The following is a 25,806-nucleotide window of genomic DNA, read 5'->3' on the forward strand; positions in this document are numbered from 1 at the left end:
AGGGGTGCACCGGTGGCGCTCAGTCCGCCGGAGGGTTTCCCGGCTCGTGACGGTGGATGGCCCCCTCGGTGCGGCTGAGCGGCTCGCCCTGACCGCCCCACCGTTCGGCGATGATCTCCGCGGCGATCGAGACGGCCGTCTCCTCGGGCGTGCGGGCGCCCAGGTCGAGGCCGACCGGGCTGCGCAGGCGCGCCAGCTGCTCCTCGGTCAGCCCCACGCCGCGCAACCGGTTCAACCGGTCCTCATGGGTGCGGCGCGACCCCATCGCCCCGACGTACGCGAGCGGCGGGGCACCGTCCCCGAGGAGCCGCTCCAGCAGGGGCACGTCGAACTTGGGGTCGTGGGTCAGGACGCAGGCGACCGTCCGCTCGTCGAGGGCGTCCAGGCGCATCTGCTCCTCGACGTAGCGGTGCGGCCAGGAGACGACCACCTCGTCGGCGTCGGGGAAGCGGCTGGCCGTGGCGAAGACCGGTCGGGCGTCGCACACGGTCACGCGGTAGCCGAGGAAGGTCCCCATCCGGGCCACCGCGGCTGCGAAGTCGATCGCTCCGAACACGAGCATCCGGGGCCGGGGGGCGTAGGAGCTGACGAAGACGCGCATCCCCTCGCCCCGGCGCTGCCCCTCGGGGCCGTAGCTCAGGGTGGCGGTCCGCCCCTGGGCCAGCATCCCCCGGGCGTCGTCGAGCACGGCCGCGTCGGCGCGGGGCGAGCCGAGGGTGCCGGAGGACGGCGCACCCTCCGGGCGGACCACGAGGTGGCGGCCGAGCAGGTCAGGGTCGGGGTGCTCGACGACCGTCGCCACCGCCACGGGCACGCCGGCCTCGATGTCGGCGGCCACCGCGGCCAGCTCGGGAAAGTCCTCGCGACCGACCCGCTCGACGAAGATGTCGAGGATCCCGCCGCAGGTCAGTCCGACGCCCATGGCCTCGTCGTCGGACACGCCGTACCTCTGCAGCACGGGGGAGCCGGAGGCGATCACCTCCTGGCCCAGCTCGTAGACGGCTCCCTCGACGCAGCCGCCGGACACGGAGCCGACGGCCTCACCCTCCACCCCCACCAGCATCGCCGCGCCGGGCTGGCGGGGGGCCGACTTCCACGTGCCGACGACCGTCGCGAGGGCGACCTGCTCGCCGTCGTCCCACCACCGGAGCAGCCTGTCCAGGACCTCACGCACGCGCGACCACCTCCAGCAGCTCTTCGAACGTCGCCAGCGAGTGGCCGGCGACGAGGTCGTCCACGTGCGGCAGGACCGCACGGATCCCGGACTGCACGGGAGCGTAACCCTCCTTACCCCGGTGGGGGTTGACCCACACGACCCGGTGGGCCAGGGCGTGCAGCTGCCGCACCGCCTCCCCCAGCCGGGCCGGGTCCTGCCGCTCCCACCCGTCGCTGACGATGACCACGACCGCGCCGCGGGCCGTGCCGCGGCGGCCCCAGCGTCGCACGAAGGCGTCCAGCGTCTCCCCCAACCGCGTCCCGCCGGACCAGTCGGGCACCGTCTCCCCGGCCGCCAGCAGGGCACGGTCCGGATCACGTTCGCGCAGCGCCCGGGTCACGTGGGTCAGCCGGGTGCCGAGCGTGAAGACCTCGGTCGTGCGCGGAGCGGCCTGGACCATGACGTGGGCCAGCCGCAGCAGGCTGTCGGCGTAGGGACCCATCGAGCCGGACACGTCCACCAGCACCACCACCGGGCGCGGACGGGGCCGCCGCCGCCGGTGGCGGACGCGCACCGGCTCCCCCAGGTTGCGCAGCTGGGCGCGCACCGTCGCCCGGCCGTCGACGGCACCGTGGTGCGCAGGGGTATGCCGTCGTCCCCGGCGTCGCGGAGACCGCGGACGCAGGGAGGCGAACCGTCGTCGCAGGGCGGCCCTGTCGGTCGGGGACAGACCGGCGACGTCGCGGTGACGCAGAACCTCCTCGGGGGAGGCCGCCACGCGCAGCACGGGGTTCTCCCGGCCGTCCGCCCCGCCGGCCCCGGGTCCGTCCAGAGGTGCCTGCACGGTGGTGACCCTCGGCACCTCGTTCCGACCGACCGCCCGCAGGGGACGACCGGCGAACCAGGCGTCGAACACCCGGTCGTAGGGCTCGACGTCCGCGCCGGAGGCGGTGAGCGTCCCCCGCCCGGCCCAGTAGACGGCGTCCCGACGCCCCAGCCCGACCGCTGAGCAGGCCTGCAGGAAGGTGCGCTCACGGTCCGCCGTGACGGGCAGCCCGGCGGCCCGGCAGGCACGCGCGAAACCGAGCAGCACCTGACCCGCGTCCCAGCCGTCGGCGTGCGGCATCAGGCCAGCATCCGGTCCAGGGACGCTCTGACCCGCTCGGCGTCCTCGCGGTACTTGATCGCCGCTCCCATGGTCGCAGCGGCGACCTGCGGGTCCAGGGTGCTGGCCCCCAGGGCGTGCAGCGCCCGGGCCCAGTCGAGGGTCTCGGCCACCCCGGGCGGCTTCACCAGGTCCGCCTCGGCCCGTAGCCGCTGCACCACGCCCACCACCTCCGCCGCCAGCCGCTCGTCGACCTCGGGCAGCCGGGTGCGGACGATCGCCAGCTCCCGGTCCAGGCCGGGGTGCTCGATCCAGTGGTAGAGGCAGCGTCGCTTGAGCGCGTCGTGCAGCTCGCGGGTCCGGTTGGAGGTCAGGACCACGAGCGGGGGCTCGGTCGCGCGGATCGTCCCCAGCTCGGGGATGGAGACGGACCACGAGGACAGCACCTCGAGCAGGAACGCCTCGAACTCGTCGTCCGCCCGGTCGATCTCGTCGACCAGCAGCACGCAGGGTGCCTCCTGCAGGGCGCGCAGGACCGGCCGCGCCAGCAGGAACCGCTCGTCGAAGAGCTCGTGCTCCAGCGCGGCGACGTCTGCGACCTCGCGGTCGGGACCGGCCGTCGCCGCCGCCTCGACCACCCTCAGGTGCAGGATCTGACGCGGGAAGTCCCAGTCGTACAACGCCTGGCTGGCCTCGATCCCCTCGTAGCACTGCAGCCGCACCAGCGGGATCCCCCGCAGCTCGGCCAGCGCTTCGGCCAGCGCGGTCTTGCCGGTCCCCGGCTCCCCCTCGAGCAGGAGCGGACGCTGGAGGGCGTGCGACAGCCAGGTCACGGTGGCCAGGCCCTCGTCGGTGAGGTACCCGGTGGTGGCCAGCGCCTCGGCCAGCGCCTGCGGATCGGCCATGACGTCGTCGCGCTGCATGAGCCGAGCATGACCGACGGGCCGAGGCAGCGTCCAACCGGGTGTGCCGCTCTACGTGCCCCGGCCGCCCGCCGGCGCTGCCGAGCCGGTTCAGGCGCTGCGCCGGAGGGGGTCGTTCTCGTGGTCGTGGGCGTCGTCGGTGCGTGGTGGTGGTGGTGGTGCTGTGGTGGGTGCTCGGCCGTGGAAGGTGTCCAGGACCGGTGGTGGGTCCTGGTAGGTGCTGGGTGGTGGGTCGGCGTGGCGGGGGTGCTCGCGGGCCAGGTTGCAGCGGGCGCACAGGCCTCGGGCGTTGTCGACGGTGGTGGTGCCGCCGTCGCGGTAGCGGGTGATGTGGTCCAGGTGGCGGATGGGCGCGCCGCACCAGGCGTGGGCGCAGTAGCGGCCGCGGGCGATCAGCGTGGCGCGCAGGGCCCCGGTGAAGACGCGGCGTCGGGGGTCGCGCACGGTCAGCACCCCGGTGAGCGGGTCGGTCCACAGCCGGCGCAGCCACACCGTGCCGGCCCTGATCGTGCCAGGGTCCGGCCCGGGCAGCCCGGTTGACCCGGGCAACCCGGCAGACCCGGCAGACCCGGGGGTCCCTGCGGTGGGGCCGCCGGGTGTCTGGGGTTGCTGCTGAGAGGTGCGGGTGGGCAGGGTCGGTGGGGGCGGCCCTGGGGGTGTACCGCCGTGGACGGCGGTGCATCGGGCGTCGGTGCACCGGCCACCGGCCGGGCACGGCCCAGGTGCCTGCTGCCGCCCGCGGGCCGGCTGGTTCCCCTCGCCGGGGCCTCGCTCCCCGTCGTGGTCGTCGTCGACCTGCGGGTGGCCGGTGTCGTCGTGGTCGTCGTCGACCTGCGGGTGGCCGGTGTCGTCGTGGTCGTCCAGGGCTTCCGGGGTGTCGGTGGAGGGGGTCAGCAGGTCGCGGGCCAGGTCGGCGGGCAGGGGCCCGTACCCGCTCAGGTCGGCCGCGGCGCTGTCCCCGGCCAGCAGGGTCGCGTCGGTCAGGACCAGGCCGATCTCGACGTCGATGCCGTCCACGACGGTGCGGCCGGTGACCCGCGCGACCAGCTCGTCGGCCATCAGCTGGTTCAGGGTGCGCGGGTCGCCGGCGGCGCGGGCGCCTTCGGCGTGGGTGCGCAGCACCTGGTGGGTCGCGATCGCCTGGGCAGCCGGCAACCGGGCGCACAGCAGGCCCATCACGTCCGGGGCCGGGCGCACCGAGACCCCCCGGTCGGCCGCCGCTCGGCGGGCCCGGGCCACGAACCCGGCCGGGTCGACCTCGTAGGCCAGCGCGCGGGCCGCCGCCACGATCTGCCGGGTCGAGGCCCCTGCCAGGGACCCGGCCAGCCGCCGGTCGACCTGCGCCCGGTCTGCGGGGTCCAGGCAGGAGGTGGCCTCGGTGACCAGACGGGCCTGGGCCGGGCTGATCGTGCCTCCGGCCAGTGCGGCGAACGTGGCCGGCATCTCGCCCACCAGCGCCCGCGCCGCGGTCAGCTCCCGCCCGGCCCAGTACGGCGAGGTACGCCGTGCGGCCGCCAGGTCGTCGGCCACCGCCCTCCCGCGTCTGGAGGCGGGGACCCCCTCCCGGGCCTGGGCGGCCACCTGGGAGGCACCGAAGGCGACCTGCGCCCGGGCGCTGACCGCGCCGACCGTGCGGGACAGCACCTCCAGCCCCTCCACCAGGGCCAGCAGCCCCGCATCGTCGATCTGCGACACCTCCGCGCCGGCCAGCGCCCGGGTCCAGCCCTGCACCACCTCGACCAGACCCGGCTCCCCGGGCCCGGCCGAGGCGCAGCGGCACCCGCACGAGCAGGCGGGTGACGCCATACCCCGCTCCTGCCCGGCCGACTCCGCGGCCGGCCCGGTGCCGATCCCCTCCGGTCCTGCGTCCACGTCCCCCACCCCCTCCGGTGGTCCAACGGCGAAACCTCCCCCGGCTCCACCTTTGAAGAACACCCTAGGACCCACCACCGACAGACCCTCGAACACACGTCCACCGGACCGGACCAGCGACGATCACCCCGGAACGTCGACGTCCTGCCCCGTCGCGAGGTCGCCGCACTCCACGAGCACCGGCTGCACCCGCCGCAGGTAGCCACGGGCCCCCGCGTCTCCACCGGCGCCGCCCAGGACCCCGTCCCAGTGGCGCTGACCGAGGACCACCGGATGACCGGGCCGTCCGCCGTACGCGGCCCGTGCCACCTGGGACGTCTGCCCACCCGTGGTGTCCGCCTCCCGCAGGAGGCGCTCCACGACGGCCGGACCCACGTCGGGGAGGTCGACGAGGTGCACCACGGCCCGCCGGGGCACCGTGCGACCACGCGACGCCAGGGCCGTCAGACCGGACCGCAGCGACGACCCCATCCCCCGTTCCCAGCTCCCGCAGCGCACGGCCGTGACCCGGCCTCCCGTCCACTCGGGCAGCTGCGCGAGGAGACCTTCGACCTCCTCCGCCCGGGCACCGGTGACGACGACCACGTCCTCGCACCCCCCGTCCACGAGGGCGCGGACCGCGCGGTGCACCCAGAAGCCGTCCTCGTCGGCGACGAGGGCCTTCGGCATCCCGTAGCGACGCCCCTCCCCCGCCGCCAGCAGCAGTCCCGTCGTCCGGCTCATGCCCCTAGTCTCACCGACCGGCCCACCGTCCACCGTCGAGCCCGCCGCAGTCGTTCCGGTGCAGGATGGACCGGTGACCTCCAGCGACCCGTCCCGACCGCCCACGCCCGAGGTCGGCACGCGGGTGGTGGAGGAGGACTGGTACGCCACCGAGCTCGTGGACCGGTCCTGGGAGCGGTGCACCTTCGCCGAGGTCGACCTCACCGAGGCGTCGGTCCGCGGCTGCCGCTTCCAGGAGTGCACCTTCGAACGCGTGCGGTTCAACGCGGCCGGCCTGGAGCAGAGCTCGTTCGTCGCGTGCACGTTCGTGGCGTGCTCCTTCTTCGACGCCACGCTCGACGGCTGCCGGTGGGATGGCACCATCTTCACGGCCTGCTCTTGGAAGCCGGTCACCGTCAGAGGCGGCTCGTGGTGGGGCGTCTCGCTCGTCAACGCGGACCTGCGGGAGCAGTCCTGGCGAGGGTTGCGGCTCACCGAGGCCGACCTGTCCGGGGCCGACCTGCGCGCCTGCGACCTGCGCGGTAGCGACCTCACCGGCGCAGACCTGCGGCGGACCCGCCTGGAGGGGGCGGACCTGCGCGGGTGCGCCCTCTCGGCCGCCGACCTGGAGGACGCCCGCGTCCGGGGCGTTCGGCTGGACGTCACCGGCGCCCTCGCGCTGGCGGGGTCCCTGGGTGCCGTGGTCGACACCGACGCCTAGGAGACCACCGCGGTATGCGGCCGCGCCCTGCTCGGGCGGGGGTCGGGCAGGTGCGCCCCTGCTCGGGCGGGCCGGTCGGTCGCGCGCCTACCCGGGCGCGTCCAGCTCGGGCGCCAGGTCCGGCACCCGTCTCTCCTCGTCCGGGAGCAGACGCTCCTCCTCGGACTCGGCGTCACCCACCGCGCGCTCCTCGTCCGGCAGGACCCGTTCCGGGTCGTCCTCCTCGAGGGCGTCGGGATCCTCCTCGGGCTCGAACGTGGTGGGTTCCTCGTCCATGCCCATGCCCGCGCCCTGGGACGAGAGGGCCTCCCGGGCCTCCGTGCGCTGGTCCTCGAGATCTTCGCTCATGGTGTCCTCCTCCGGGTCGGTTCCTCCCCCAGTGTGGACCTCTCCCCCACCCTCGGCACGTCCGACGTCCGACGGCCGACGTCCGACGTCCGACGGCCGACGCGACCGGCACGACCGACCGCGCCCCGGCGGAGCGGGAGGCCGGCGGCTCCACGGGTGGTGCCGACGGCACATACTGGGCCCAGGAGGTGCCCATGCCCACCCGACCCGACACCGGCGCAGGACGTCCGGGCGACCGGAGGTCGCTCCCCGTCCACCAGGACGACCTGTGCGTGGCCCGCGTGCCCCTCTTCTCGGGACTGACCCGCGCCGAGCAGGAGCAGGTCGCCACGGTCGCCCGGCCGACGAGGCTCGGCACGGATGAGGTGGTCTACACCGCGGGACAGGACGTCTCCCAGCTCCTGGTGGTCCACACCGGGAGGGTGAAGATCTCCCGGGTCACCGCGGACGGGCACGAGCAGATCGTGCGGGTCCTCGGCCCCGGAGACTTCGTGGGCGAGTCCGCCTTCCTCGACGGCGGCCGACCCGACCACGCCGCGAGCGCCGTCGAGACCACGAGCCTGTGCGTCTTCCGCCACCAGGAGCTGCACGAGCTCGTCGCCCGCCACCCCAGCATCGGCCTGCGGATGCTGCAGACCCTGAGCCGACGGTTGTCGCAGACCGAGGAACGGCTCGGCGCGGCGATCTCCACCGACGTCTCCGCGCGGCTGGCCGACCACCTGCTGTCCCTGCCGGGACGACGGACGGACGACGGTCTGCAGGTCGAGCTCCCGCTCGCCAAGAAGGACGTCGCCTCCCTGCTGGACACCACCCCGGAGTCGCTGAGCGTCAGCTGCGCCGCCTCAGCGACTCGGGCCTGGTCGCCCTCGGACCCGGTCGGCGGATCACTTTGCTCGACGTGGACGCGCTGCTGACGATGGGCGGTCAGGGCTGACCGTGACGGAGGCCACACCCCTGCCCCTTCGCCTCTCCGACATTTCGTCGTAATCTGGTCCCACGCCCGACCCCCCGGTCCGGGCGACGACCCTCTCGGGAGACCTCAGATGCCCACGTTCCGTCCCCTGCTCCCCCTCGGACTGGCCGCCGTCCTGGCCCTCGCGGGCTGCTCCACCAGCGACCCGGAGCCGGCGCCGACAGCCAGCACCACCCGGACCGGCGACCAGGCGTCCGTGGACGCCCTGCTGGCGAAGATGGACCTGGCGGGCACGGACGCCCGCACGATCGTGGAGGAGCTCGACACCAGCGCCGACGCGCGTCCCCTGCCCCTCGCCGCCTCCGTCCGTGAGGACGCCCTGCTGCTGGGGGACGGGCAGACCGAGGTCGCGCTTCCGCTCCCGGAGGACGAGTTCTACGTCTCCCTCGCGCCCTTCCTCGACCAGACCCACGAGTGCTACTTCCACTCGCTGGCCACCTGCCAGGGCGAGCTGGCCCAGGAGGAGGTGACCGTCCGCATCGTCACCGACGACGGCACGGTCCTGGTGGACGAGACCACCACGACCTACAGCAACGGCTTCGTCGGCTTCTGGGTGCCGCGCGACGTGGCGGGCACCATCGAGGTCGAGCACGAGGGAGCCACCGGGAGCGTTCCTTTCGCCACCACCGAGGGCAGCCCCACCTGCATCACCACCCTCCAGCTGGAGGCGTGACGGCGCACGCGTGGGGACGCGGGGCGCTCGCCGGTGTACGCACGCAGAGCGGACGGAGGCAGCTGGGAAGGGCCCGGTCGACCCGGGCGTTGACCCTCACGTGAGCGCCCCTGCCCGTCGTCGTCCCGTGCCCCGCTGCCCTGTCCGCGTTGGCGAGCCGTGCACGTTGTGCTTCCCCGGGGCGACCGGGCCGCAGGACTGCGGCCTGGTCTACCTCGTGCAGGACGATCCTGAGATGGCCGCCGAGCCGGCGGGCCGGCGCAGCGCCCACCGGGCGGCGGCCACCGCAGCCCAGGGACGGGCCGCACCAGGCTGACGCCGGGTCTACGGTGGTCGGGTGACCGTGGCCCGGGTGCCCGTCGACGGTGGCGTGCTGGAGGTCCGTCTCCACGGGGACGGCCCGACCCTGCTGCTCGTCCAGACCGCCCTGTCCACCGACGAGGTGGCCGTCCTCGGGTGCGAGCCGTCGCTGCGCTCACGGCACCGGGTGGTGGACCTGCGCCGGCGGGGCTACCTGACCGTCCCGGACGGTGCCCCGGCCCGGGCGCCGGGGTCGGTCGTCCAGGACGCCGCGGACTGCGCCACGGTCCTGGTCTCCCTGGACGCCTCCCCGGCCCACGTCGTCGGGGCGAGCTACAGCGGGGCCGTCGCGCTGGAGCTCGCCGCGGCCCGTCCCGAGCTGGTCCGCACCCTGACCCTGCTGGAGCCGCCGCCGGTGGAGGTGGAGGCGGGAACCGCGTTCCGCCACGCCAGCCAGGAGCTGATGGAGGTCTTCGCCCAGGAGGGTGTCACGGCGGCGCTCGAGGCCTTCACCCGCGTGCTCGGGACGGACAGCTGGGAGGCGCAGCGGGCGGCCACCGGAGCGGACGAGGTCGCCCGCGTCGAGCGGGACGCCACCGTCTTCTTCAGCTCCGACGTACCGGCCCTGCTCACCTGGCGCTTCGGTCCGACCCGGGCCGCCGAGGTCCTCGCCCCCGTCCTCTACGTCGGCGGAGGCGACAGCGGTCCGTGGTTCGCCCAGGTGCACGACTGGGTGGCGGAGCTCTTCCCCCAGGCCGAGCACCACGTGCTGCCTGGAGCCGACCACCTCCTCCTGAGGACGCACACGGCCCGGGTGGCAAGCCTGGTGGCCGACTTCCTCCACCGTCACTGAGCCAGGGCTCCCGGCCCGCCACCGCACGACGACGGTGGGCGGCGCGAGCCCTTCCCTTCAAGGCCCCCGACGCAACCCGGTCGTCAGCACCCAGACCAGCGGCAGCGTCGACAGCACCATGAGCAGACGCCCGGTGCCCTGGTCGGACGCGGTGAGGACCGCTCCCGCGACCAGCAGCGCCGCGAACACGAGGACCCCGCCGGTGCGGTTCACCGACCGCTCCAGACGGCGCACCTGCGCGGTGAGGGCCGGTGTCCTGACCGCGAGCTCACCCCGCTCCGCCAGCGTCAGGACGCGGTCTGCCCGGCGGGGCAGCACGAGCAGCAGCCGCCCCAGCGCGAGCGCCTCGCCCACGACGGTCTGCGGCAGGCCCTGCCGCTCGTCCTCCAGCAGCTGGGAGGCGTAGGGGGTGATCGTGCCCCACACGTCGAACTCGGGGTCCAGCCCGGTGCAGATGCCGGACAGGATGCCCATCGACCGGCCCAGCAGCAGCAGGTTCTCGGGCACCTGGAAGGGCAGCTCGAGCAGCAGCTCGCGGAACTGCAGCCCGAAGCGGAGCATCTCCTCCGGCGGGATCTGCTGCAGCTCGTCCATGCGCAGGCCGCCGAAGCGCTCGAAGACCTGGTCGACGGCGGACTCGATGCCCGCCAGGTCTGCGGTGGGCAGCAGCAGGTCGAGCCGGCGCAGGCCGGCGACCATCCTGGCGCCGTCCCGCAGACCCGCTGCGACGAGCAGGTCGCGCAGTCCCGCGCGCAGGTCCTCCGGCACGTGCCCGACCATGCCGAAGTCGATGAAGGTCAGCGTCCACCCCGGCTCGCCCGGCCCCGCGTCCGGTCGGGGGGTGACGAAGAGGTTCCCGGGATGGGGGTCGGCGTGGAAGAGGCCGTCGGTGAAGATCTGCTGCAGGTAGGTCTCCGCCAGCACCTGCGCGACCTCGGCCCGGTCGATGCCGGCGGCCGTGATCGCGGCGTGGTCGGCCAGCTTGATCGCAGAGACGTCCTGGAGGGTGAGCACGCGCCGACCGCTCAGCTCCCACACCACGGCGGGTATGGCGACGCGCGGGTCGTCCGCGAAGTTGGCGGCGAAGGTCTCGGCGCTGGCACCCTCGGCGAGGTAGTCCACCTCCTGCAGCGTGGTGGCCGCGAACTCCTCGACGAGGGCCCGGACGTCGGCGCGCTCGCGGACGGGACGATAGCGCTCCAACCAGCCGCCCACGCGGCGCAGCGCCGACAGGTCGACCTCGACGACCTCCTGGATGTGCGGACGCTGCACCTTGACGACCACGTCCGTGAACCCCTGCTCGGCCGCGTCCGCCGGCCGCAGCCGCGCACGGTGCACCTGCCCCAGGGAGGCGGCCGCCAGAGGCGTCTCGTCGAACCACGTGAAGTGCTCGGCCAGGGGGAGCGCCAGCTCCGCCTCGGCAACCCTCCGGACGGCCGCGACGTCGACGGCCGGCACCTCGTCCTGCAGACCCGAGAGCTCGGCCGTGATCTCCGGAGGCAGCACGTCCAGCCGGGCGGAGAGGAACTGGCCGACCTTGATCATCAGCCCACCCATCGAGACGGCGAGCGCTCGGAAGCGCACGGCCGCCCGCCGACCGCGCTCCGCGCGGGTGCGCGCCGCGAGCCGGCCCAGGCCCCCAGCCGCCGCAGCACGATCTCCCACCAGATGAAGCCGGCCGTCACCCGGGCGAAGAACAGGACGATGCGCCAGTAGCGCACGCGCAGGTCCGAGCTCCTCATCCGTCCTCCGGACGCTGTCGCTGACGGGGCGGGAGGCAGGACGTCAGTCCTCGGCGAGGATGGCGTACAGCCGCCGGCGGGCGTCCTGGAGGACCTCTGCCCCCGCGGTCAGCTGGTGCGCGGATCCGGTCCGGCCGACCTGGAACACCGCCTGCATCAGCCGCCCGACGGCCTGGTGGTAGCCGGACCCGTCGCCCTGGTGGTCGGCGGCATCCTCCCACGGGGCCGACCGGCCGGCGAGCTGGGCGGCGGCGTCGGTCCCGGCCTCCGTGAGCCGGTAGACCTTCCGGCCGCCGACCGGCTCGGCGACCACCAGGCCCTCGTCGGCGAGCAGCTGCAGGGTCGGGTAGACCGACCCGGCCGACGGGCTCCAGGCTCCCCCGCTCCGGTTCGTGAGCTCGGCGATCACCTGGTAGCCGTGCATCGGTTCCTCCGCCAGAAGCCGCAGGATCGCGGCCCGCACGTCGCCGCGGCGGGCACGTTGGGCCGAGGCTCCGCTGAGCCCGCGCAGCTGCTGGGCGACGTCGAGGAGCGGACCGAACCCGCCCCGGCTCCACGGCGCTCCGCTGCCGGCGGTGTAATGGTGGTGCGGTGCCATGGGTGGACCTCCGGTGCGAGCGGCATGCTGCGAGCGACATATCGTGATCTATCGTCCACAGTACCTCAGCCGGGGCACGGACCCTTCCTCGGTGCATGGTGCCCACCTCCCTGGCCGCGTACTGTGCCAGGCGTGAACGACACCCCCGAGGCTTCCGGCACCACCGAGGTCCCCGAGCCCACCCCGACCCCCGACCGCACGGACCGCCCCGACCGCACGGACGCCCCGCCGGCCGGGCTGGCAGGACCGGCCATCCCCTCCGGTCGGCTGGTCCTGGTGCGCCACGGCGAGACCGAGTGGTCCAGGACCGGACAGCACACCGGGCTGACCGACCTGCCTCTGCTGCCCGAGGGCGAGGAAGCCGCCCGCGGGCTGCGCCAGGTCCTGGAGGGCAGGCGGTTCGTCCACGTCCGCTCCTCGCCGCTGCAGCGGGCGACGGCCACCGCCGACCTCGCCGGCCTGGAGGTCGACGAGCTGGACGCGGACCTGGTCGAGTGGGACTACGGCGCCTACGAGGGACGTTCGACGGCCGACGTCCGGGCCGAGCTCGGCTACCACTGGACCGTCTTCGAGCACGGGGTCCTTCCGGGCACGACGCCGGGAGAGACGGTCGAGGAGGTGGCTGCCCGCGCGAGCCGGGTCCTGGACCGCATCTGGCCCCTCCTCTTCGAGGGGGACGTCTGCCTCGTGGGGCACGGCCACGCCCTGCGGGTGCTGGCCGCGGTCTACCTGCGGCAGGCCCCCCGCTTCGGCGCGCACCTGACCTTCGAGGTCGGCGCGGTCGCCGTCCTGGGTCACCACCACGAGGACCCGGTCGTGGAGGCGTGGAACCGGCACCGCTGAGCCGGACGGCGGGAGGCTGCTCAGGCCGCCTCCCGGGGTGACCCCGTGAGCGCGGCGCGGGCACGCCCGGCACCGGGCCGGTCGGTGAGCTCCTGGGCCAGCCGCCTGAGCCTGGTGGCGGGCTCGGCAGAGAGCTCGAGCAGCCCCTCCGCCACGGCCCGGACGTCCTCGGGCGCGGCACCGTTGGGGTCCAGCGCCTCCCCCAGCCCCGCCTCCTCGACCGCGGCCGCGCCGGCGAACTGGTCGGTGGACAGCGGCAGCAGCAGGAGGGGGACGCCCGCGGTCAGCGCCTCGGTGACGCTGTTGTTCCCACCGTGGGAGACCGCGAGCACCGCGTGGTCCAGCAGGGTGACCTGGGGCAGCTCGGCACGGACCAGCCAGGTCCCGGGAACCGGCCCCAAGGCCTCCCGGGTCGTGGAGCCGCTCGCGAGGGCGACCCGCACGTCCAGGTCGCGGAGGGCGGCGACCACCGTCGCCAGCACGTCGGAGCGCACCGACAGGAAGCTCCCCAGGCTGACGTAGACCACGGGGGGTCCTCCCTGCGCCAGCCACGCGTCCACCTCGGCGTCCGGGGCCTCCGTGCGGACGGCAGACCCGAGGAAGGCGTGCCGGCCCAGCAGGGCCGTCCGCGCGGGGGGATGCAGCTGCCCGGGATAGTTCAGCAGAAGGACGTCCCCGGTCACGCCGAACGCGTCCTCGCAGGCAGGCGCACCGGGGTCGAGGGTCACCAGCGCCTCGTTCCACCGGTCGGTGAACGTGTCCCGCACCCGCTCGCAGGCCCGGCGCAGGGCGAGGAGGGCCGAGGGGTCGGGCTGCAGGCGGCGCGGCCAGACGGGCGGCAGGCCGTAGACCTCCTCCCCCACGGTCAGGGCCGAGGGGTGGCCGAGGACCACGTCGCCGTGCCGCACGCCGGCGGCGGTCAGGGCGAGGCGTGCGCTGAAGGCGAGGTGGTCGACGAGCACGCTGTCGGGCCGGACGCGGTCGACCACGCGCTGCACCTCCCGGGCGACGACGAGCGGCTCCCAGAGCAGGTCGTCCCCGCGCGCGGCCGCCTGGAAGGCGAGGGTCTGCACGGCTCCGCGCCGGGTGGCCTCGAAGAACCCCCGCAGGGCCTCGTCCTCCCCCCGGGGCTGGTCCTCGGCCCGGATGACGCCGGGGTTGGACCCCCGCCCCAGCTGCAGGTGCTCGCGCTCGAAACCGAACCGACGCACGATCCCCTCCGTCGCCGGCCCGGTCGCGACCACGACCCGCTCGCCCGCGTCCGCCCAGGCCGTGCCCAGCGTCGCGAGCGGCAGCAGGTGGGACGCGTAGTCGGGGCTGATCACGAGCAGGGTCATGACCCACCTTCGCCCAGGACTCCCGCGTACACGTCCGCGAGGGAGGAGGCCATCCTGGCGATGCCGAACCGTCGGGCGACGACGGCCCGGGCGTGGTCGCCCCGGTCCGCGGCGTCGGGGGCGGCCGCGAGGTCCAGGGCGCGCACCACCGCCCCGGCGAGGACGGCCGGGGACGTGGTGTCCACGAGCAGGCCCGTCACCCCCTCCTCGACGTACGTCGCCGGCCCGCCCTCACGGGGGGCCACCACGACCAGCCCCGACGCCATCGCCTCGAGGATGGCGATGCCGAACTCCTCCTTGAGGCTGGCCGAGACGTAGACCCCGCCGGGAGCGCAGAGGCCCGGGCGTCCGCGGCGGACGGCCGCCAACCAGGTGACGACGGTTCCCTGCGGCCGGTGGCCGGCCAGGAGCAGACCGCGGGCGGGGGCCAGCACGGGGGGCACGGTCGTCCCGATCCGGGTCAGCTGCTCGGCCTCGTCGTCGGTGGGCTCCTCGAGGTCGCCGCCGACCACGAGCAGGTTGCAGCGGAGGGTGCACGCGGGGTCCGCGGCCCAGGCCTCGACCAGGGTCGCCATCCCCTTCACCCGGTGGAGCCGCCCGACCGAGACGACCAGCGGCAGCCCCCGCCGCTCCGCCGGCAGGGTGGCCAGGAGCGCGTCCAGCTCGCAGAGCGCGTCCCGGGAGGCCGGGGGTGTGCCGCTGCCTCCGGCGACACCCACCTCACGGGCGGCCCGGTCCAGGGGGGCCAGGTCGATGCCCTCCGGCACGACGGTGAGCCGGTGCGCCTCGGTGCCGGGGTCCAGGTGCAGCAGGTCGCGGAGGTCCCGTTCGAGATCGGGCCGCGGAAAGACCACGAGGGCGGCGGCCTGCGCGGCGAGGTGGCGCAGGAGCCGGACCCGCAGCACGAGGTGCTCGACGTGGTCGACGGCGCCGAAGGTCGTGCGGGTGAGGGAGCCCGCGTCCTCCCGCGCAGCGATCAGGGCGTGCGGATCGGGCGCCAGCGTGAGCACCGTGGGGATCCCCAGCTCCTCAGCCACCTCCGCTGCCGCCCACGCGCCGACGTCGGCCATGCGCAGGTGGAGCACGTCCACAGGGGCGGCGGCGGTGAGGATCCGGCGCAACCCGTCGCGGACGGCCTCGCGCAGGTGCCAGGTGTCCGCCGCGTGCCGGACGGGTCCGGGCAGCGGGACGCCCAGGTAGTGGTGACCCGGCGCCAGGGGGTCGTCCGGTCGCCGGTCCTGACCGTGGTGGCTGCGCGAGAGCGTCAGCACCCGGGCCACCCGCGGGTCGGCCAGGAGCGCGTCGCCCAGCTGCACCAGCAGGGTCGCGATACCCCCGGTGTCCCCCTTGCCCGCATGCAGGAGGCTGCCGTCCAGGTCGGCGTGCAGGAACAGCTGGGCGACGGTGAGACCGCGGTCGTCGTGCGGCCCGCGCGCACCGGCCCCGACGTCGGCACCGCGGGAGTCGGCACCGCGGGAGGAGGCACCGCGGGAGGAGGCACCGGCCGGTGACGCCCAGGTCTCCAGGGTCGCGCGGGCGAGCGTGCCGAGGAGCCCGCCGTCCCCGGCCATCGCCGTCAGCGGGCCGACGGCCTCCGCGAGCGGAGGGCCAGACCCCAGCGACCACGCGGCGTGCTCCCGCAGGAACGGCACGGCGGACCCCAGCAGGGGCACCACCACCGCCGCCGCCGTCGGCCCGGCGACGCCGGCGGCGTGGACCGCGACGACCGCCGTCAGCGTGTCGGTGGGGTCGTGGACGGCGGCCCGCAGCAGCGGTGCGGCGGCGGCGCCGTCGGCCCGGACCGCGTCCGTCAGGTCGTCCATCCCGTCGAGGCCGGTGAGCATCGAAGGGGCCTGCCGGACCGCGTCCAGGGCCCGCTGCGTCGAGGACGCCGGAGAGCCGTTCACCGGCGGGAGGCGGTGGCTCCCGCCCCTTCCTCCGGCGCCACCGTCGAGGAGGACGTCCAGCTCAGCAGCAGGTCGGCAGCCACGCTCACCGCGATCGTGGCCGGGTCACCACCGACGAGGCCGGGCAGCCCGACCGGGGTGCGGACGCGGGCGACCTGCTCCTCGGTGAGGCCGCCCTCCACCAGCCGGTGCCGCAGCCGGGCCCACTTCGTGCGCGAGCCGATCAGGCCGACGGGCCCCAGTCCCTCCGTCCGCAGGGCGGCGTCCAGGATCGCCGCGTCCTCGGCGTGGTCGTGCGTCATGACCAGCACGTGCGTGCCGGGCGGCAGCTCATCGAGCACCAGCTCGGGCAGCACGGGGACGGCGTGGGGGTGCACCCGGGCGTCGGCGTCGGCGAGCGGGGCCAGCTGCTGCGGGCCGAGCCGGTCCGGACGCGTGTCCACCAGGTGCAGGTCGAGGTCGTGGCGCGCCAGGATGCGGGCGAGCTCGTGGCCCACGTGCCCCAGCCCGAAGATGGCGACCGCCGGCACGACCGGCAGAGGCTCCAGCAGCACGCCCACCTCGCCCCCGCAGCACTGCAGACCGTGCCGGGACGGGGCCCGCTCGGACAGGGACGTGCTGAACGCCTCCGGCACCGTGCGGCCCTCGCGCACCATGACGCGCGCGCGTTCCACCGCGACCGCCTCCAGGTTGCCTCCCCCGACCGTGTCCCACGTCCGGGTCCGGCCCACGACCATCTTGGCCCCGGCCCCGCGGGGCGCGTGGCCGCGGACCGAGGTCAGCGTCACCAGCACCCCGGGCTCGCGCTGCGTCCGCAGGTGCTCCACCGCCTGCGACCAACGCACGGTCACCGCCCCCCGAGCTGGTGCAGGGCGGTCTCCGACTCCGGGCGCCGGTCCGGTGCGGTCGGGTCGGCCGCAGGCGGCGCGGTGCCACCGCCCTCCTCGACGTCACCGGCGGCGTCAGCGCGGGCGCGCGCCTCCTGGACGGCCCAGAACACGGCCTCCGGAGTGGCCGGGATGGCCAGGTCCACGCTCGTGCCCTCCGGACCGAAGGCCGCGCACGCCTGGCGCAGCGCCTCACGGGTGGCGAGGGCCAGCATGAGCGGCGGCTCCCCCACCGCCTTCGACCCGTAGACCGCGCCGTCCTCGTGCGCCCGCTCGAGCAGGCTGACGCGGAAGTCCTGCGGCATCTCCGCGAAGCTCGGCAGCTTGTAGGTGCTGGCGCTCCGCGTGAGCAGCCGCCCGCGGTCATGCCCGTCGCCCTCGTCCCAGCGCAGGTCCTCCAGCGTCAGCCACCCGGCCCCCTGGACGTAGCCGCCCTCGATCTGCCCGATGTCGACCAGCGGCGACAGGCTGTCGCCGACGTCGTGGACGATGTCCACCCGCAGCGTCCGGTAGGCGCCGGTGAAGCCGTCGACCTCGACCTCGGCCGCCGCGACCCCGTGGGCGAAGTACTTGAACGGGCTGCCCTGCATGACGCCGGAGTCCCAGTGCAGGCCCTCCGTCCGGTAGTAGCCGGCGGCGAAGAGCTGGACGCGCGCGAAGTAGGCGGAGCGGACGACCTCCTCCCACGGGAGCGTCTGCGCGACCCCCAGCCCGGACACGACACCGTCGACGAACCGCACGTCGGGCGCGGGCACGCCGAGCCGCTGCGCAGCGACCTGGGCCAGCCGGGCGGTGATCTGCTCGCAGGCGTCCTTCACGGCGCCGCCGTTGAGGTCGGCCCCGGACGAGGCGGCCGTCGCGGAGGTGTTGGGCACCTTGTCGGTGCGCGTGGGCGCCAGGCGCACCGTCTCCAGCGGGACCCCGAGGCTGGTCGCGGCCACCTGCAGCATCTTCGTGTGCAGCCCCTGGCCCATCTCCGTGCCGCCGTGGTTGACCAGCACCGACCCGTCCTTGTAGACGTGCACCAGCGCCCCCGCCTGGTTGAACGCGGTGAGGTTGAAGGAGATCCCGAACTTCACCGGGGTGATCGCCACGGCCCGCTTGGCGTGCTCGTGCCCGGCGTTGAACCGGGCGATCTCCGCGCGCCGCCGCTCGAGCTCGCCGCTCTCGGTGACCTGGTCCCAGGCCCGGTGCACCCGTCCGGCCTGGGTGATGACCTGTCCGTAGGGCGTGCGCTGGCCGTCCGCGTAGAAGTTGCGTCGGCGCAGCTCGTGCGGCTCGATGCCGAGCAGCGGTGCGCACCGCCCCAGGACGTCCTCGACGACGAGCATCCCCTGCGGTCCGCCGAACCCGCGGAAGGCTGTCTGGGAGGTCTTGTGGGTCCGCGCGACCCGACCGGTCACGCGGACGTCGGGGATCCAGTAGTTGTTGTCGACGTGGCACAGGGCCCGGGCGAGCACGGGCTCGGACAGGTCCAGGCACCACCCGCCGTCGGAGGTCAGCGTCGCCTCGAGCGCCTCGAGCCGCCCGTCCTCGGCGAGACCCACCCGCCAGGTCGCGTGGAAGCCGTGCCTCTTGCCCGTCATGGTGAGGTCCTGGGTCCGGGTGAGCCGCACCCGGACCGGACGTCGGGTCAGCACGGCACCCAGGGCGGCGACCGCGGCATACCCGTGCGGTTGCATCTCCTTACCGCCGAAGCCGCCGCCCATGCGCAGGCACTGGACCGTGACCTCGTGCGCGGACAGCCCCAGCACCTGGGCCACGATCGCCTGCGTCTCGCTCGGGTGCTGCGTGCTGCTCTGCACGAACAGCCGGCCGTCCTCCTCGACCGTCGCCAGCGCCGCCTGCGTCTCGAGGGCGAAGTGCTCCTGGCCGGACATCTCCAGCTCGCCGGAGAACACGTGGGCCGCGCGCGCCAGGCCGGCCTCGACGTCGCCGCGCCGGACCGTGGGCTGGGCGCCCTGGAAGTTCTCGGCCGCGATGGCCTCGGCCAGGGTGACGACCGACGGCAGCGGCTCGTAGTCGACCTCGACCGCCGCAGCGCCCCGCCGGGCGGCCTCGAGGCTCTCCCCGAGCACCCAGCAGACCGCGTGCCCGTGGAAGCAGACCTCGGTCGGGAAGAGCGGTTCGTCATCTTTCACGCCGGCGTCGTTGACCCCGGGGACGTCCGCCGCGGTGAGGACCCGGACCACCCCGGGGACGGCGGAGGCCGGCTCCGCCCGCAGGCCGGTGACCCGGGCGTGGGCATGGGGAGCCTGCACGGGCCAGGCGTGCAGGACGTCCTTGGTCCGGGGCGTGAGGTCGTCGGTGTAGAGCGCCCTGCCCGTGACGTGCAGGACGGCGGACTCGTGGGGCACGCTCCGCCCCACGACGGCCCGGGCGGGGCGCTCGGAGAGGGAGGTCACGACCCGTCGTCCCCCCGCACGGGGGTGGTCGGCGTGGAGCCTGAGCAGCGCACCGCCGAGCATGGCGCTGCGGTAGCGGGCGCTGGCCCGGTGGTCGGACAGGGGCGTGCCCTCCGAGGCGAGCACGCCGGCGGCCGCGTCGACGGTGGCGCGCGTCCACGGCATACCCTCCAGCGCCTGCTCGGTCCGCAGGGCACGGAGGGGGGTCGCCGCTACGCCGCCGAGTCCGATCCGGGCCCGGGCGACGGTGCCGTCGACCACGTCCAGGGCCAGGGCGACGGCGACGCTGGAGATGTCGTCGAGGCGGCGCTTGGCGACCTTGTGGAAGGCCGCGGTAGGGGCGGGCGGCAGCGGGACGCGGACCTCACGGATGATCTCGCCCGGGGTGCGCACGCTCTGTCGGTAGCCGGTGAAGTAGGCGGCCAGCGGCACCACGCGGTCCCCGTCCGGCCCGGCGAGCACGAGCGAGGCCTCCAGGGCCAGCAGCACGGGGGCCGCGTCGCCGACCGGGGAGGCGGTGCCCAGGTTGCCGCCCAGCGTGGCCGCGTTGCGGACCAGGCGGGAGGCGAACAGGGGCAGGAGCTGGGCCAGGAGCGGGACCCGGCCGTCGAGACGGCGTTCGATCTCGCTGAGGCTCAGCGCGGCCCCGATCCGGACCTCCTCGTCGGTGTGCTCCAGGGCGCGCAGCTCCGGGAGCCGGTCGACGGCGAGGAGGAACGAGGGCCGGGCGCCCCCGAGGGTGAGGTCCACACCCACGTCGGTCGAGCCGGCCAGCAGCACCGCGTCCTGGTGGTCGGCGAGCAGCTGCACCGCCTCTCGGCCAGGTCCCTCGGGCGCACGATCTCGGCGCCGTCGGACACCAGCCGGGTATGGCGTGGGCGCGGCGCAGGACGCTCGCGCCGCTCGGCGAGGGGGTCGGGCGTCGTCGGCCGGCCCAGGGCGTGGGCGGCGTCGCGGACGGGTCGGTAGCCGGTGCAGCGGCACAGATTGCCCGACAGGGCCTGCAGGTCGAACCCGTCCGGCCCGTGCTCCTCGTCCGGGCCGAGCGTGCGGGCGTCGGCAGCGCCATGGCGGTCGGGCCGGTAGTACTCGGCCGCCATGGCGCAGACGAAACCCGGGGTGCAGTAGCCGCACTGGGACCCGCCCCGGTCGGCCAGCTCCTGCTGGACCGGGTGGAGGTGGTCGGGGGTGCCCAGCCCCTCGGCCGTGACCACCTCCTGCCCGTCCAGGGCGGCCACGGGGACGAGGCAGGAGACGATCGCGTCCCACCGGGTGGGGGTCCTCGTCCCGGTGTCGGGCCGGGCGACCAGGACGGCGCAGGCGCCGCACTCCCCCTCCGCGCAGCCCTCCTTGGCACCGGTGAGCCCGCGGTCCCGCAGCCAGTCGAGCGTGGTGGTGTGGGGCGTCGCACCGGCCAGGGGCACGGACGTGCCGTTGACCGTGAGGGAGGGGGCGGGCGTCTGCGCGGTCGCCGGGCGCGACGTGGGCGTCATACCCGACGATCCTAGCGACCGCGGTGGGCCCGGCGCGGTCTTGTGCACCATGCCCGGGGGTGCGACCGTGTCGGGGACCCCCCCAGCTCTCGACCGCGGCTCCCCGTCACCCTGCCAGACCGAAAGAACGCCCCCGATGCGTCATACCCCCGCCTTCCTCATGACCGATCCCGCCGAGGTCGAGCGTCTGGTCCGCAGGCACCCCTGAGCCACCTTCGTCTCCGCCGCCAGCACCGGCCTGGTCGCCTCCCACTACCCCGTGCTGGTCGAGGAGGGCCGTGGGGACCTCTCGATCGTCAGCCACTTCGGCCGCCCCGACGAGACCCTGCACGAGCTCGGGCAGCACGAGATCCTCGTCATCGTCCAGGGCCCGCACGACTACGTCTCCCCCAGCTGGTACCCGCCCGGCGAGGTCATCCCCACCTGGAACCACGTCACCGCCCACCTGTACGGCACCCCCGAGATCCTGACCGAGGAGGAGAACTACGCCGTCCTGCGCCACCTGACCGACCACTTCGAGCGGCACCACCCGGGTGGCCGCAGCCTGAGCGAGGACGAGCACGGCACGCGTACCGCCGCCAGGGGCACCGTCGGGCTGCGCCTGCGGGTCGAACGCCTCGAGGCCCGGGCCAAGCTCAGCCAGAACAAGCAGCCGGGCGTCGTCGAGAACGTGATCGCCCACCTGGAGCGACGCAACCCCGACCTCGCCGAGGAGATGCGCCGGATCCGTCCCCCGACCGAGGGGGACCTGATCTAGGTACGGGGCCGGTCTGCCGTCGCTGCGTCCGACACCGGTCCGCAGCCCTCCCGGACCCGGCGGCCCGTCGGTCGGGCTACCGCCGCGAGGGCGGGGCCTCGTCGTCGGGTCCAGGGTCGGCCGGGCCGGACAGCCCGGGCAGCACGGCCTGTCCCTCCCGCAGTGCCTGCATGGCTCCGGGGTGCCGGCCGATCAGCGCATGACCCTTCCGGCGGTAGCGCACCAGCTGCAGGGCCCCCAGCGCCCAGAAGGGGAACTGCACCGCCATCGCGACCCGGAAGTCGGCCAGCTCGTACGTCGCGGGGCCGCCCGGAGCCCGTAGGTCCAGGACCAGCCCGATGAGTCCGATCGTCAGCAGGGAAGCGACGAACCCGCCGATGTTGATCATCCCGTTGGCCCGGCCGTAGCGCTCCGAGGGGTGGAAGGTGCGGGCCAGGTCGAAGCTGACCATGGAGCCGGGACCACCGACGGCCGTGACCATGACCATCAGGACCAGCAGCCAGAGCGGGGCCGGACCCGGCCACAGCAGGACCACCGCCCAGACGGTGGCGATGGCGGTGACCAGGACCAGGACCAGGGTGGAGCGGTGGTAGGGGATCCGGCTCGTCAGCAGACCGACCACGGGGCCGGCGACCATCGCGGTCACCGTCATCAGGATGAGCATCCCGCTGGCGAGCGTCGACTCCAGACCCTGCGCGATCAGGAACGGGTAGCCCCACAGCATGGTGAAGACCGTGGGTCCGAACTGGGAGGAGAAGTGGACCCAGAGCCCCAGCCTGGTCCCGGGGTTGCCCCACACCTCGGCCATGGTCCGTGCCAGGGCACGCATCTTGATGCGCTCGACGGCCTCGCCGGTGTACGGCGAGTCACGCACGACGATGACCAGGGCGATACCCAGCACGACACCGACCCCGGCAGCGATGCCGTAGGACCAGGTCCAGCCGAACCGGGCCAGCGCCGCCGCCAGCGGAGTGGCTGCGGCGACCGCCCCGAGCTGGCCGACCATGCTGGTCAGCTGCGTGACCATCGGGGCCTGCTTGACGTGGAACCACAGGGCGATCAGCCCGCAGGAGACTGGTGAAGACCATGGCGTCCCCGCACCCCAGGAGGACGCGGGCGGCGACGCCGGCCTCGAAGGTCCCGGCGAGGGCGAACCAGAACTGGCCCGCGGTCATCAGCGTCAGACCGACCAGCAGAAGCAGCTTCGAGCCGTACCGGTCGATGAGCACGCCGACCGGGATCTGCATGGCCGCGTAGACCGCCAGCTGCAGCACCGTGAAGGTCGACAGCTGGGCGGCGGTGATGTCGAACCGCTCGGCGGCGATGATCCCTGCCACGGACAGCGACGTCCGGTGGAAGACCGCGAGGGTGTAGACGGACAGGCCGACCAGCCAGATCGCCCAGGCGCGCCGACGCCCGATGTTGTGCACCTGTCGCCGGAGCTCAGTACCCATCCGCGCCGCCCATGCCCGTCCGTCTCCGGCCCAGCTCGATCAACGGGTGCGCCGCCGCGTCGGTGGCGTGGGGTTCATGCCGAGGGCATCGACAGAACCTGCTCGTCGTCGCAGGTCAGAGGGCATGAAGAACCATCCCGTCTCGACGTCGGACCCAGTCAGCTGACCGTATCGTAGGTGCACGGCCAGGTTGGCGGCCCTGAACGTCGCCGTCCCACCATGGCGTGCCCTTCCCCGACGGTCAGGTGCGTGCCGACGCCGGCCCCGACACTTGACGTCGTGCCCGCGACGGGTGTGGCACGAGGCACGAACGTCTGGGCTGCTCGCTCCACTCCCAGCCGCTGTCGGACGGCCCTCCCGTCACGGGCGGACATCACGCCTCCCCGATGTGCGCTTCGTTCCCTCCTTGGTTCCAGCGGATCGCCCTGCTCGACGACGGACCGGACGGAGACCACCTCCGCGCGCGGCTGCGCGGTGCGGACCTGGCGGCGCCGAACCTGATCGACCTGGAGGTCGTGTCGGTGTGGCGCGGTCTCGCGCGGGGCGGCGAGCTGGACGCTCATCGTGTCGTCCGTCGCCCTGGACGACCTCCGCACACTGCCGCTGCAGCGGGTCGATCGCGGGGCCCTGCTCATGAGGCGCCGGCCGTGCCGCCGGTCGGGGTGGTCTGCGATGGCACGGGACTACCCTTCGAGCCTCTTGACGATGCGTTGAACGGTGAGCCAGCTGCGTGTGGTGATGTCTTTGCCATAGGTCCGTTCCAGCCAGGCCATGAAGCCCGACGTCTGGTTGGCGTCGCTGTTGTCGGTGATCGCCAGGACGACGCGGGCGGCCCCGTCGTAACGGACGACCTCTGTGCGCAGGCCGGGCTGGGCGGGGATGTGCTCCGGGGTTGTCGCGGCGTCCTTGAGGAAGGTCGCCGTCACGTAGGTGTCGTGCCCATGCGTCACTCCGGGAAAGGGGTCGCTGTCAAGGAGCACGCGCAGTTCGCTGTGGGAGCGGATGATCGCGCGGTTGGCCAGGCCGAGGTCGTCAGCGAGCGCGTCCTCGATCCGTTGCTCGAGCAGGTGCGCGTCGGCGTCAGGACTGCGGAAGACGATGTTGCCGCTGGACAGCACCGAGGCCACGTCTGCGAAGCCGAGCCGCTCGAACACGCCGCGCAACTTGTCGTTCGTCATGTTCGTACCGCTCGGCGCGATCCCCCGCAGAAGCGCAGCGTACTGAGGCACCCGGGCAACGGTAGCAAGAGGCAGGGTCGGAGGGGTGCGACCTGATGCGGCCACCGGGGCAGGACCGTGGGTACCGGTCGCCGAGCAGGTTCGACGATGCCTGCGCATCGACGGCGGTGACCGCGCCGAGGCGCTGCGGGGGGATGCTCTCCTGGTCGAGGTCACCTCTGGATCGGCCGACTCCCGTGACCTGGCGCGAGCCTGTGCCGCACGACTGCAGGCGCGCGGGGATGGGACGGCGACACCGACCTGGCCGGACGCTCGCGGCGGGGTGGTCGATGGCCCCCAGCCACTGATGGGGCCGTTCCGTTCGGATGTGGAGGAGCTCGCCGGCGTGCGCGAGGGCGACCCCACCCACGGGGGCGGGCGAGTCGACCTGATCACGGGGCAGGTCTGGCCACAGGCCGTGTACGACGATTCCGCACGGATGAGAGCGACGAAGAAGACGAGACAGCCGGCTCGAGGTGGTTGTGGGTCGCCCCGGTCGGCTCACGATCGGGCTACCGCGACATGGAAGTCTTCATCGCGGCAGTCGGCCAAGCCTCTTAGGCGGGGAACACGCCGCTGGAGAGGTACCGGTCGCCGCGGTCGCAGACCACGAAGACGATCGTCGCCCCCTCGACATCCTCGGCCACCTGCAGGGCGGTCCAGCAAGCGCCGCCCGCGGAGACACCACCGAAGACGCCCTCCTCGCGGGCCAACCGGCGGGCCGTCTCCTCGGCGTCGTTCTGGGTGACCTCCACGGTCCGGTCCACCGCTGACGGATCGAAGATCTTCGGCACGTACTCCGGTGGCCAGGCCCGGATCCCGGGGATCTTCGCGCCCTCCGCGGGCTGTGCCCCGACGATCTGGACACCGGGGTTGCGCGACTTCAGGAACCGCGAGACCCCGGTGATCGTGCCGGTGGTTCCCATCGCGGACACGAAGTGCGTGATCCGTCCCTCGGTCTGGCGCCACAGCTCCGGGCCCGTGCCGTTCTCGTGGGCACGGGGGTTGTCCGGGTTGCCGAACTGGTCCAGGACCCGGCCTCTACCCTCCCGCTCCATCCGCGTCACGACGTCGCGGGCCTCTTCCATGCCGCCCTCTGCCGAGGTGAGGACCAGGTCGGCTCCGTACGCCTCCATCGTCTGGATCCGCTCGGTGGAGGCGTTCTCGGGAATCACGATGACCAGCGGGTAGCCGCTGATCGCCGCCGCCATCGCCAAACCGATCCCGGTGTTGCCGGACGTGGCTTCCATCAGGGTGTCGCCGGGGGAGATCTCCCCTCGCGCCTCGGCGCCCCGGATCATGCTGATCGCCGGCCGGTCCTTGACCGAGCCGGCCGGGTTGTTCCCCTCCAGCTTGGCGAGCAGCACGTTGCCGCGGCGTTCGTTCGCCGGCCCCGGAAGGCGCTGCAGACGCACCAGCGGGGTGCCGCCGATGACGTCCTCCATCGTGAGGTACGGCCCAGAGTTGCTCACCCGCCGGAGTCTAGCGGCGGCAACCGCCGAAGAATCGCGCCGACTGATCGACTCCACACATCGCCCCC

General features: G+C 74.3%; 23 protein-coding genes and 3 pseudogenes. 7 read left to right on the forward strand and 19 right to left on the reverse strand.

Annotated elements, in window-relative coordinates; genetic code table 11:
* Positions 1 to 19 precede the first annotated feature (19 nt).
* From ACQ95T_RS10135 to ACQ95T_RS10155, 5 genes are all read right to left on the reverse strand, one after another.
* Positions 20 to 1,174, reverse strand: coding sequence for an XdhC family protein (locus ACQ95T_RS10135; protein ID WP_425942540.1), 1,155 nt, complete (start codon positions 1,172 to 1,174; stop codon positions 20 to 22).
* The gene (locus ACQ95T_RS10140; protein WP_425942539.1) at positions 1,167 to 2,282 is read right to left on the reverse strand and encodes a vWA domain-containing protein; all 1,116 of its coding nucleotides are present in this window, start codon (positions 2,280 to 2,282) and stop codon (positions 1,167 to 1,169) included. The genes ACQ95T_RS10135 and ACQ95T_RS10140 overlap by 8 nt, the downstream gene beginning before the upstream one ends.
* Positions 2,282 to 3,184, reverse strand: coding sequence for an AAA family ATPase (locus ACQ95T_RS10145; RefSeq protein ID WP_425942538.1), 903 nt, complete (start codon positions 3,182 to 3,184; stop codon positions 2,282 to 2,284). The genes ACQ95T_RS10140 and ACQ95T_RS10145 overlap by 1 nt, the downstream gene beginning before the upstream one ends.
* Positions 3,185 to 3,274: 90 nt before the next feature.
* Positions 3,275 to 5,056, reverse strand: coding sequence for a DUF222 domain-containing protein (locus ACQ95T_RS10150; RefSeq protein WP_425942537.1), 1,782 nt, complete (start codon positions 5,054 to 5,056; stop codon positions 3,275 to 3,277).
* 123 nt (positions 5,057 to 5,179) lie between these two features.
* Positions 5,180 to 5,779 carry a nucleotidyltransferase family protein gene (locus tag ACQ95T_RS10155; RefSeq protein ID WP_425942536.1) on the reverse strand — a complete coding sequence of 200 codons (600 nt, stop codon included), beginning with the start codon at positions 5,777 to 5,779 and terminating at the stop codon, positions 5,180 to 5,182.
* 73 nt (positions 5,780 to 5,852) lie between these two features.
* Here ACQ95T_RS10155 and ACQ95T_RS10160 point away from each other — a divergent pair, with 73 nt between their 5' ends.
* Positions 5,853 to 6,479: a pentapeptide repeat-containing protein gene (locus tag ACQ95T_RS10160; protein ID WP_425942535.1), complete on the forward strand. Its 627-nt coding sequence runs from the start codon at positions 5,853 to 5,855 to the stop codon at positions 6,477 to 6,479.
* An 87-nt stretch (positions 6,480 to 6,566) separates the two neighbouring features.
* Here the strand turns inward: ACQ95T_RS10160 and ACQ95T_RS10165 are convergent, their stop codons facing one another.
* Positions 6,567 to 6,827 carry a hypothetical protein gene (locus ACQ95T_RS10165; RefSeq protein ID WP_425942534.1) on the reverse strand — a complete coding sequence of 87 codons (261 nt, stop codon included), beginning with the start codon at positions 6,825 to 6,827 and terminating at the stop codon, positions 6,567 to 6,569.
* A 194-nt stretch (positions 6,828 to 7,021) separates the two neighbouring features.
* Between ACQ95T_RS10165 and ACQ95T_RS10170 the strand changes: the two genes are divergently transcribed.
* The 4 genes from ACQ95T_RS10170 (at position 7,022) to ACQ95T_RS10185 (ending at position 9,626) form a co-directional block, all read left to right on the forward strand.
* Positions 7,022 to 7,741, forward strand: a complete 720-nt coding sequence (locus ACQ95T_RS10170) for a Crp/Fnr family transcriptional regulator (RefSeq protein ID WP_431472884.1) — start codon at positions 7,022 to 7,024, stop codon at positions 7,739 to 7,741.
* Between the two features lie 129 nt (positions 7,742 to 7,870).
* Positions 7,871 to 8,473 carry a CueP family metal-binding protein gene (locus ACQ95T_RS10175; RefSeq protein ID WP_425942532.1) on the forward strand — a complete coding sequence of 201 codons (603 nt, stop codon included), beginning with the start codon at positions 7,871 to 7,873 and terminating at the stop codon, positions 8,471 to 8,473.
* A 127-nt stretch (positions 8,474 to 8,600) separates the two neighbouring features.
* Positions 8,601 to 8,789 (forward strand): DUF6767 domain-containing protein, encoded by a 189-nt coding sequence (locus ACQ95T_RS10180; protein WP_431472885.1) that lies wholly within the window; start codon positions 8,601 to 8,603, stop codon positions 8,787 to 8,789.
* A 21-nt stretch (positions 8,790 to 8,810) separates the two neighbouring features.
* Positions 8,811 to 9,626, forward strand: coding sequence for an alpha/beta fold hydrolase (locus ACQ95T_RS10185; protein WP_425942530.1), 816 nt, complete (start codon positions 8,811 to 8,813; stop codon positions 9,624 to 9,626).
* 57 nt (positions 9,627 to 9,683) lie between these two features.
* Here the strand turns inward: ACQ95T_RS10185 and ACQ95T_RS10190 are convergent, their stop codons facing one another.
* Genes ACQ95T_RS10190 through ACQ95T_RS10200 form a run of 3 tightly spaced genes read right to left on the reverse strand, consistent with a single transcriptional unit; the run spans position 9,684 to position 11,966 of the window.
* Complete coding sequence (locus ACQ95T_RS10190) at positions 9,684 to 11,171, reverse strand: ABC1 kinase family protein (protein WP_431472886.1); 1,488 nt, start codon at positions 11,169 to 11,171, stop codon at positions 9,684 to 9,686.
* Positions 11,171 to 11,368: a hypothetical protein gene (locus tag ACQ95T_RS10195; protein WP_431472887.1), complete on the reverse strand. Its 198-nt coding sequence runs from the start codon at positions 11,366 to 11,368 to the stop codon at positions 11,171 to 11,173. Before ACQ95T_RS10195 ends, ACQ95T_RS10190 begins: the two co-directional genes overlap by 1 nt.
* Positions 11,369 to 11,411: 43 nt before the next feature.
* Positions 11,412 to 11,966 carry a PadR family transcriptional regulator gene (locus ACQ95T_RS10200; protein WP_425942528.1) on the reverse strand — a complete coding sequence of 185 codons (555 nt, stop codon included), beginning with the start codon at positions 11,964 to 11,966 and terminating at the stop codon, positions 11,412 to 11,414.
* Between the two features lie 132 nt (positions 11,967 to 12,098).
* Here ACQ95T_RS10200 and ACQ95T_RS10205 point away from each other — a divergent pair, with 132 nt between their 5' ends.
* Complete coding sequence (locus ACQ95T_RS10205; protein ID WP_425942527.1) at positions 12,099 to 12,809, forward strand: histidine phosphatase family protein; 711 nt, start codon at positions 12,099 to 12,101, stop codon at positions 12,807 to 12,809.
* A gap of 20 nt (positions 12,810 to 12,829) precedes the next feature.
* On the opposite strand, the gene ACQ95T_RS10210 is transcribed toward ACQ95T_RS10205, so the two are convergent.
* The 6 genes and pseudogenes from ACQ95T_RS10210 to ACQ95T_RS10235 all read right to left on the reverse strand — a co-directional run.
* A complete protein-coding gene (locus ACQ95T_RS10210; RefSeq protein WP_425942526.1) occupies positions 12,830 to 14,146 on the reverse strand; it encodes a nucleotide disphospho-sugar-binding domain-containing protein in 1,317 nt (438 codons plus the stop codon).
* Positions 14,143 to 16,053 carry a glycosyltransferase gene (locus ACQ95T_RS10215; protein WP_425942525.1) on the reverse strand — a complete coding sequence of 637 codons (1,911 nt, stop codon included), beginning with the start codon at positions 16,051 to 16,053 and terminating at the stop codon, positions 14,143 to 14,145. The genes ACQ95T_RS10210 and ACQ95T_RS10215 overlap by 4 nt, the downstream gene beginning before the upstream one ends.
* Entirely contained in the window at positions 16,050 to 16,898 is an 849-nt protein-coding gene (gene xdhC / locus ACQ95T_RS10220; protein ID WP_425942524.1) for a xanthine dehydrogenase accessory protein XdhC, read from the reverse strand. Before xdhC ends, ACQ95T_RS10215 begins: the two co-directional genes overlap by 4 nt.
* Positions 16,899 to 16,900: 2 nt before the next feature.
* Positions 16,901 to 19,345, reverse strand: coding sequence for a xanthine dehydrogenase molybdopterin binding subunit (gene xdhB, locus ACQ95T_RS10225; protein WP_425942523.1), 2,445 nt, complete (start codon positions 19,343 to 19,345; stop codon positions 16,901 to 16,903).
* 96 nt (positions 19,346 to 19,441) lie between these two features.
* Positions 19,442 to 20,329: pseudogene (locus ACQ95T_RS10230) on the reverse strand (FAD binding domain-containing protein); the annotation flags it as partial.
* Positions 20,330 to 20,349: 20 nt separating this feature from the next.
* Positions 20,350 to 20,889, reverse strand: a pseudogene (locus ACQ95T_RS10235) (2Fe-2S iron-sulfur cluster-binding protein); the annotation flags it as partial.
* A gap of 208 nt (positions 20,890 to 21,097) precedes the next feature.
* Here ACQ95T_RS10235 and ACQ95T_RS10240 point away from each other — a divergent pair.
* On the forward strand, positions 21,098 to 21,595 hold the full coding sequence (locus tag ACQ95T_RS10240; protein ID WP_431472888.1) for an FMN-binding negative transcriptional regulator: 498 nt from the start codon (positions 21,098 to 21,100) through the stop codon (positions 21,593 to 21,595).
* Between the two features lie 76 nt (positions 21,596 to 21,671).
* On the opposite strand, the gene ACQ95T_RS10245 is transcribed toward ACQ95T_RS10240, so the two are convergent.
* The 4 genes and pseudogenes from ACQ95T_RS10245 to cysM all read right to left on the reverse strand — a co-directional run bounded on the left by ACQ95T_RS10245 (position 21,672) and on the right by cysM (position 25,738).
* Positions 21,672 to 22,622 carry an MFS transporter gene (locus ACQ95T_RS10245; protein WP_431472889.1) on the reverse strand — a complete coding sequence of 317 codons (951 nt, stop codon included), beginning with the start codon at positions 22,620 to 22,622 and terminating at the stop codon, positions 21,672 to 21,674.
* 100 nt (positions 22,623 to 22,722) lie between these two features.
* Positions 22,723 to 23,049 (reverse strand): annotated as a pseudogene (locus tag ACQ95T_RS10250) (MFS transporter); the annotation flags it as partial.
* A 683-nt stretch (positions 23,050 to 23,732) separates the two neighbouring features.
* Positions 23,733 to 24,227 (reverse strand): DUF1697 domain-containing protein, encoded by a 495-nt coding sequence (locus ACQ95T_RS10255; RefSeq protein ID WP_431472890.1) that lies wholly within the window; start codon positions 24,225 to 24,227, stop codon positions 23,733 to 23,735.
* 596 nt (positions 24,228 to 24,823) lie between these two features.
* Positions 24,824 to 25,738, reverse strand: a complete 915-nt coding sequence (gene cysM, locus ACQ95T_RS10260; RefSeq protein ID WP_425942519.1) for a cysteine synthase CysM — start codon at positions 25,736 to 25,738, stop codon at positions 24,824 to 24,826.
* Positions 25,739 to 25,806: the final 68 nt, after the last annotated feature.

Source organism: Ornithinimicrobium carbonis, from assembly GCF_050703245.1.
In the GTDB taxonomy this organism is placed as follows: domain Bacteria; phylum Actinomycetota; class Actinomycetes; order Actinomycetales; family Dermatophilaceae; genus Ornithinicoccus.

Coding starts and splice junctions, on each gene's coding strand:
- ACQ95T_RS10145 (WP_425942538.1), bottom strand. CDS start 3,184: ATGCAGCGCGACGACGTCATGGCCGATCCGCAGGCGCTGGCCGAGGCG.
- ACQ95T_RS10190 (WP_431472886.1), bottom strand. CDS start 11,171: ATGATCAAGGTCGGCCAGTTCCTCTCCGCCCGGCTGGACGTGCTGCCT.
- ACQ95T_RS10175 (WP_425942532.1), top strand. CDS start 7,871: ATGCCCACGTTCCGTCCCCTGCTCCCCCTCGGACTGGCCGCCGTCCTG.
- ACQ95T_RS10165 (WP_425942534.1), bottom strand. CDS start 6,827: ATGAGCGAAGATCTCGAGGACCAGCGCACGGAGGCCCGGGAGGCCCTC.
- ACQ95T_RS10245 (WP_431472889.1), bottom strand. CDS start 22,622: ATGGTCACGCAGCTGACCAGCATGGTCGGCCAGCTCGGGGCGGTCGCC.
- ACQ95T_RS10255 (WP_431472890.1), bottom strand. CDS start 24,227: ATGACGAACGACAAGTTGCGCGGCGTGTTCGAGCGGCTCGGCTTCGCA.
- ACQ95T_RS10155 (WP_425942536.1), bottom strand. CDS start 5,779: ATGAGCCGGACGACGGGACTGCTGCTGGCGGCGGGGGAGGGGCGTCGC.
- ACQ95T_RS10170 (WP_431472884.1), top strand. CDS start 7,022: ATGCCCACCCGACCCGACACCGGCGCAGGACGTCCGGGCGACCGGAGG.
- ACQ95T_RS10200 (WP_425942528.1), bottom strand. CDS start 11,966: ATGGCACCGCACCACCATTACACCGCCGGCAGCGGAGCGCCGTGGAGC.
- ACQ95T_RS10210 (WP_425942526.1), bottom strand. CDS start 14,146: ATGACCCTGCTCGTGATCAGCCCCGACTACGCGTCCCACCTGCTGCCG.
- ACQ95T_RS10195 (WP_431472887.1), bottom strand. CDS start 11,368: ATGAGGAGCTCGGACCTGCGCGTGCGCTACTGGCGCATCGTCCTGTTC.
- ACQ95T_RS10140 (WP_425942539.1), bottom strand. CDS start 2,282: ATGCCGCACGCCGACGGCTGGGACGCGGGTCAGGTGCTGCTCGGTTTC.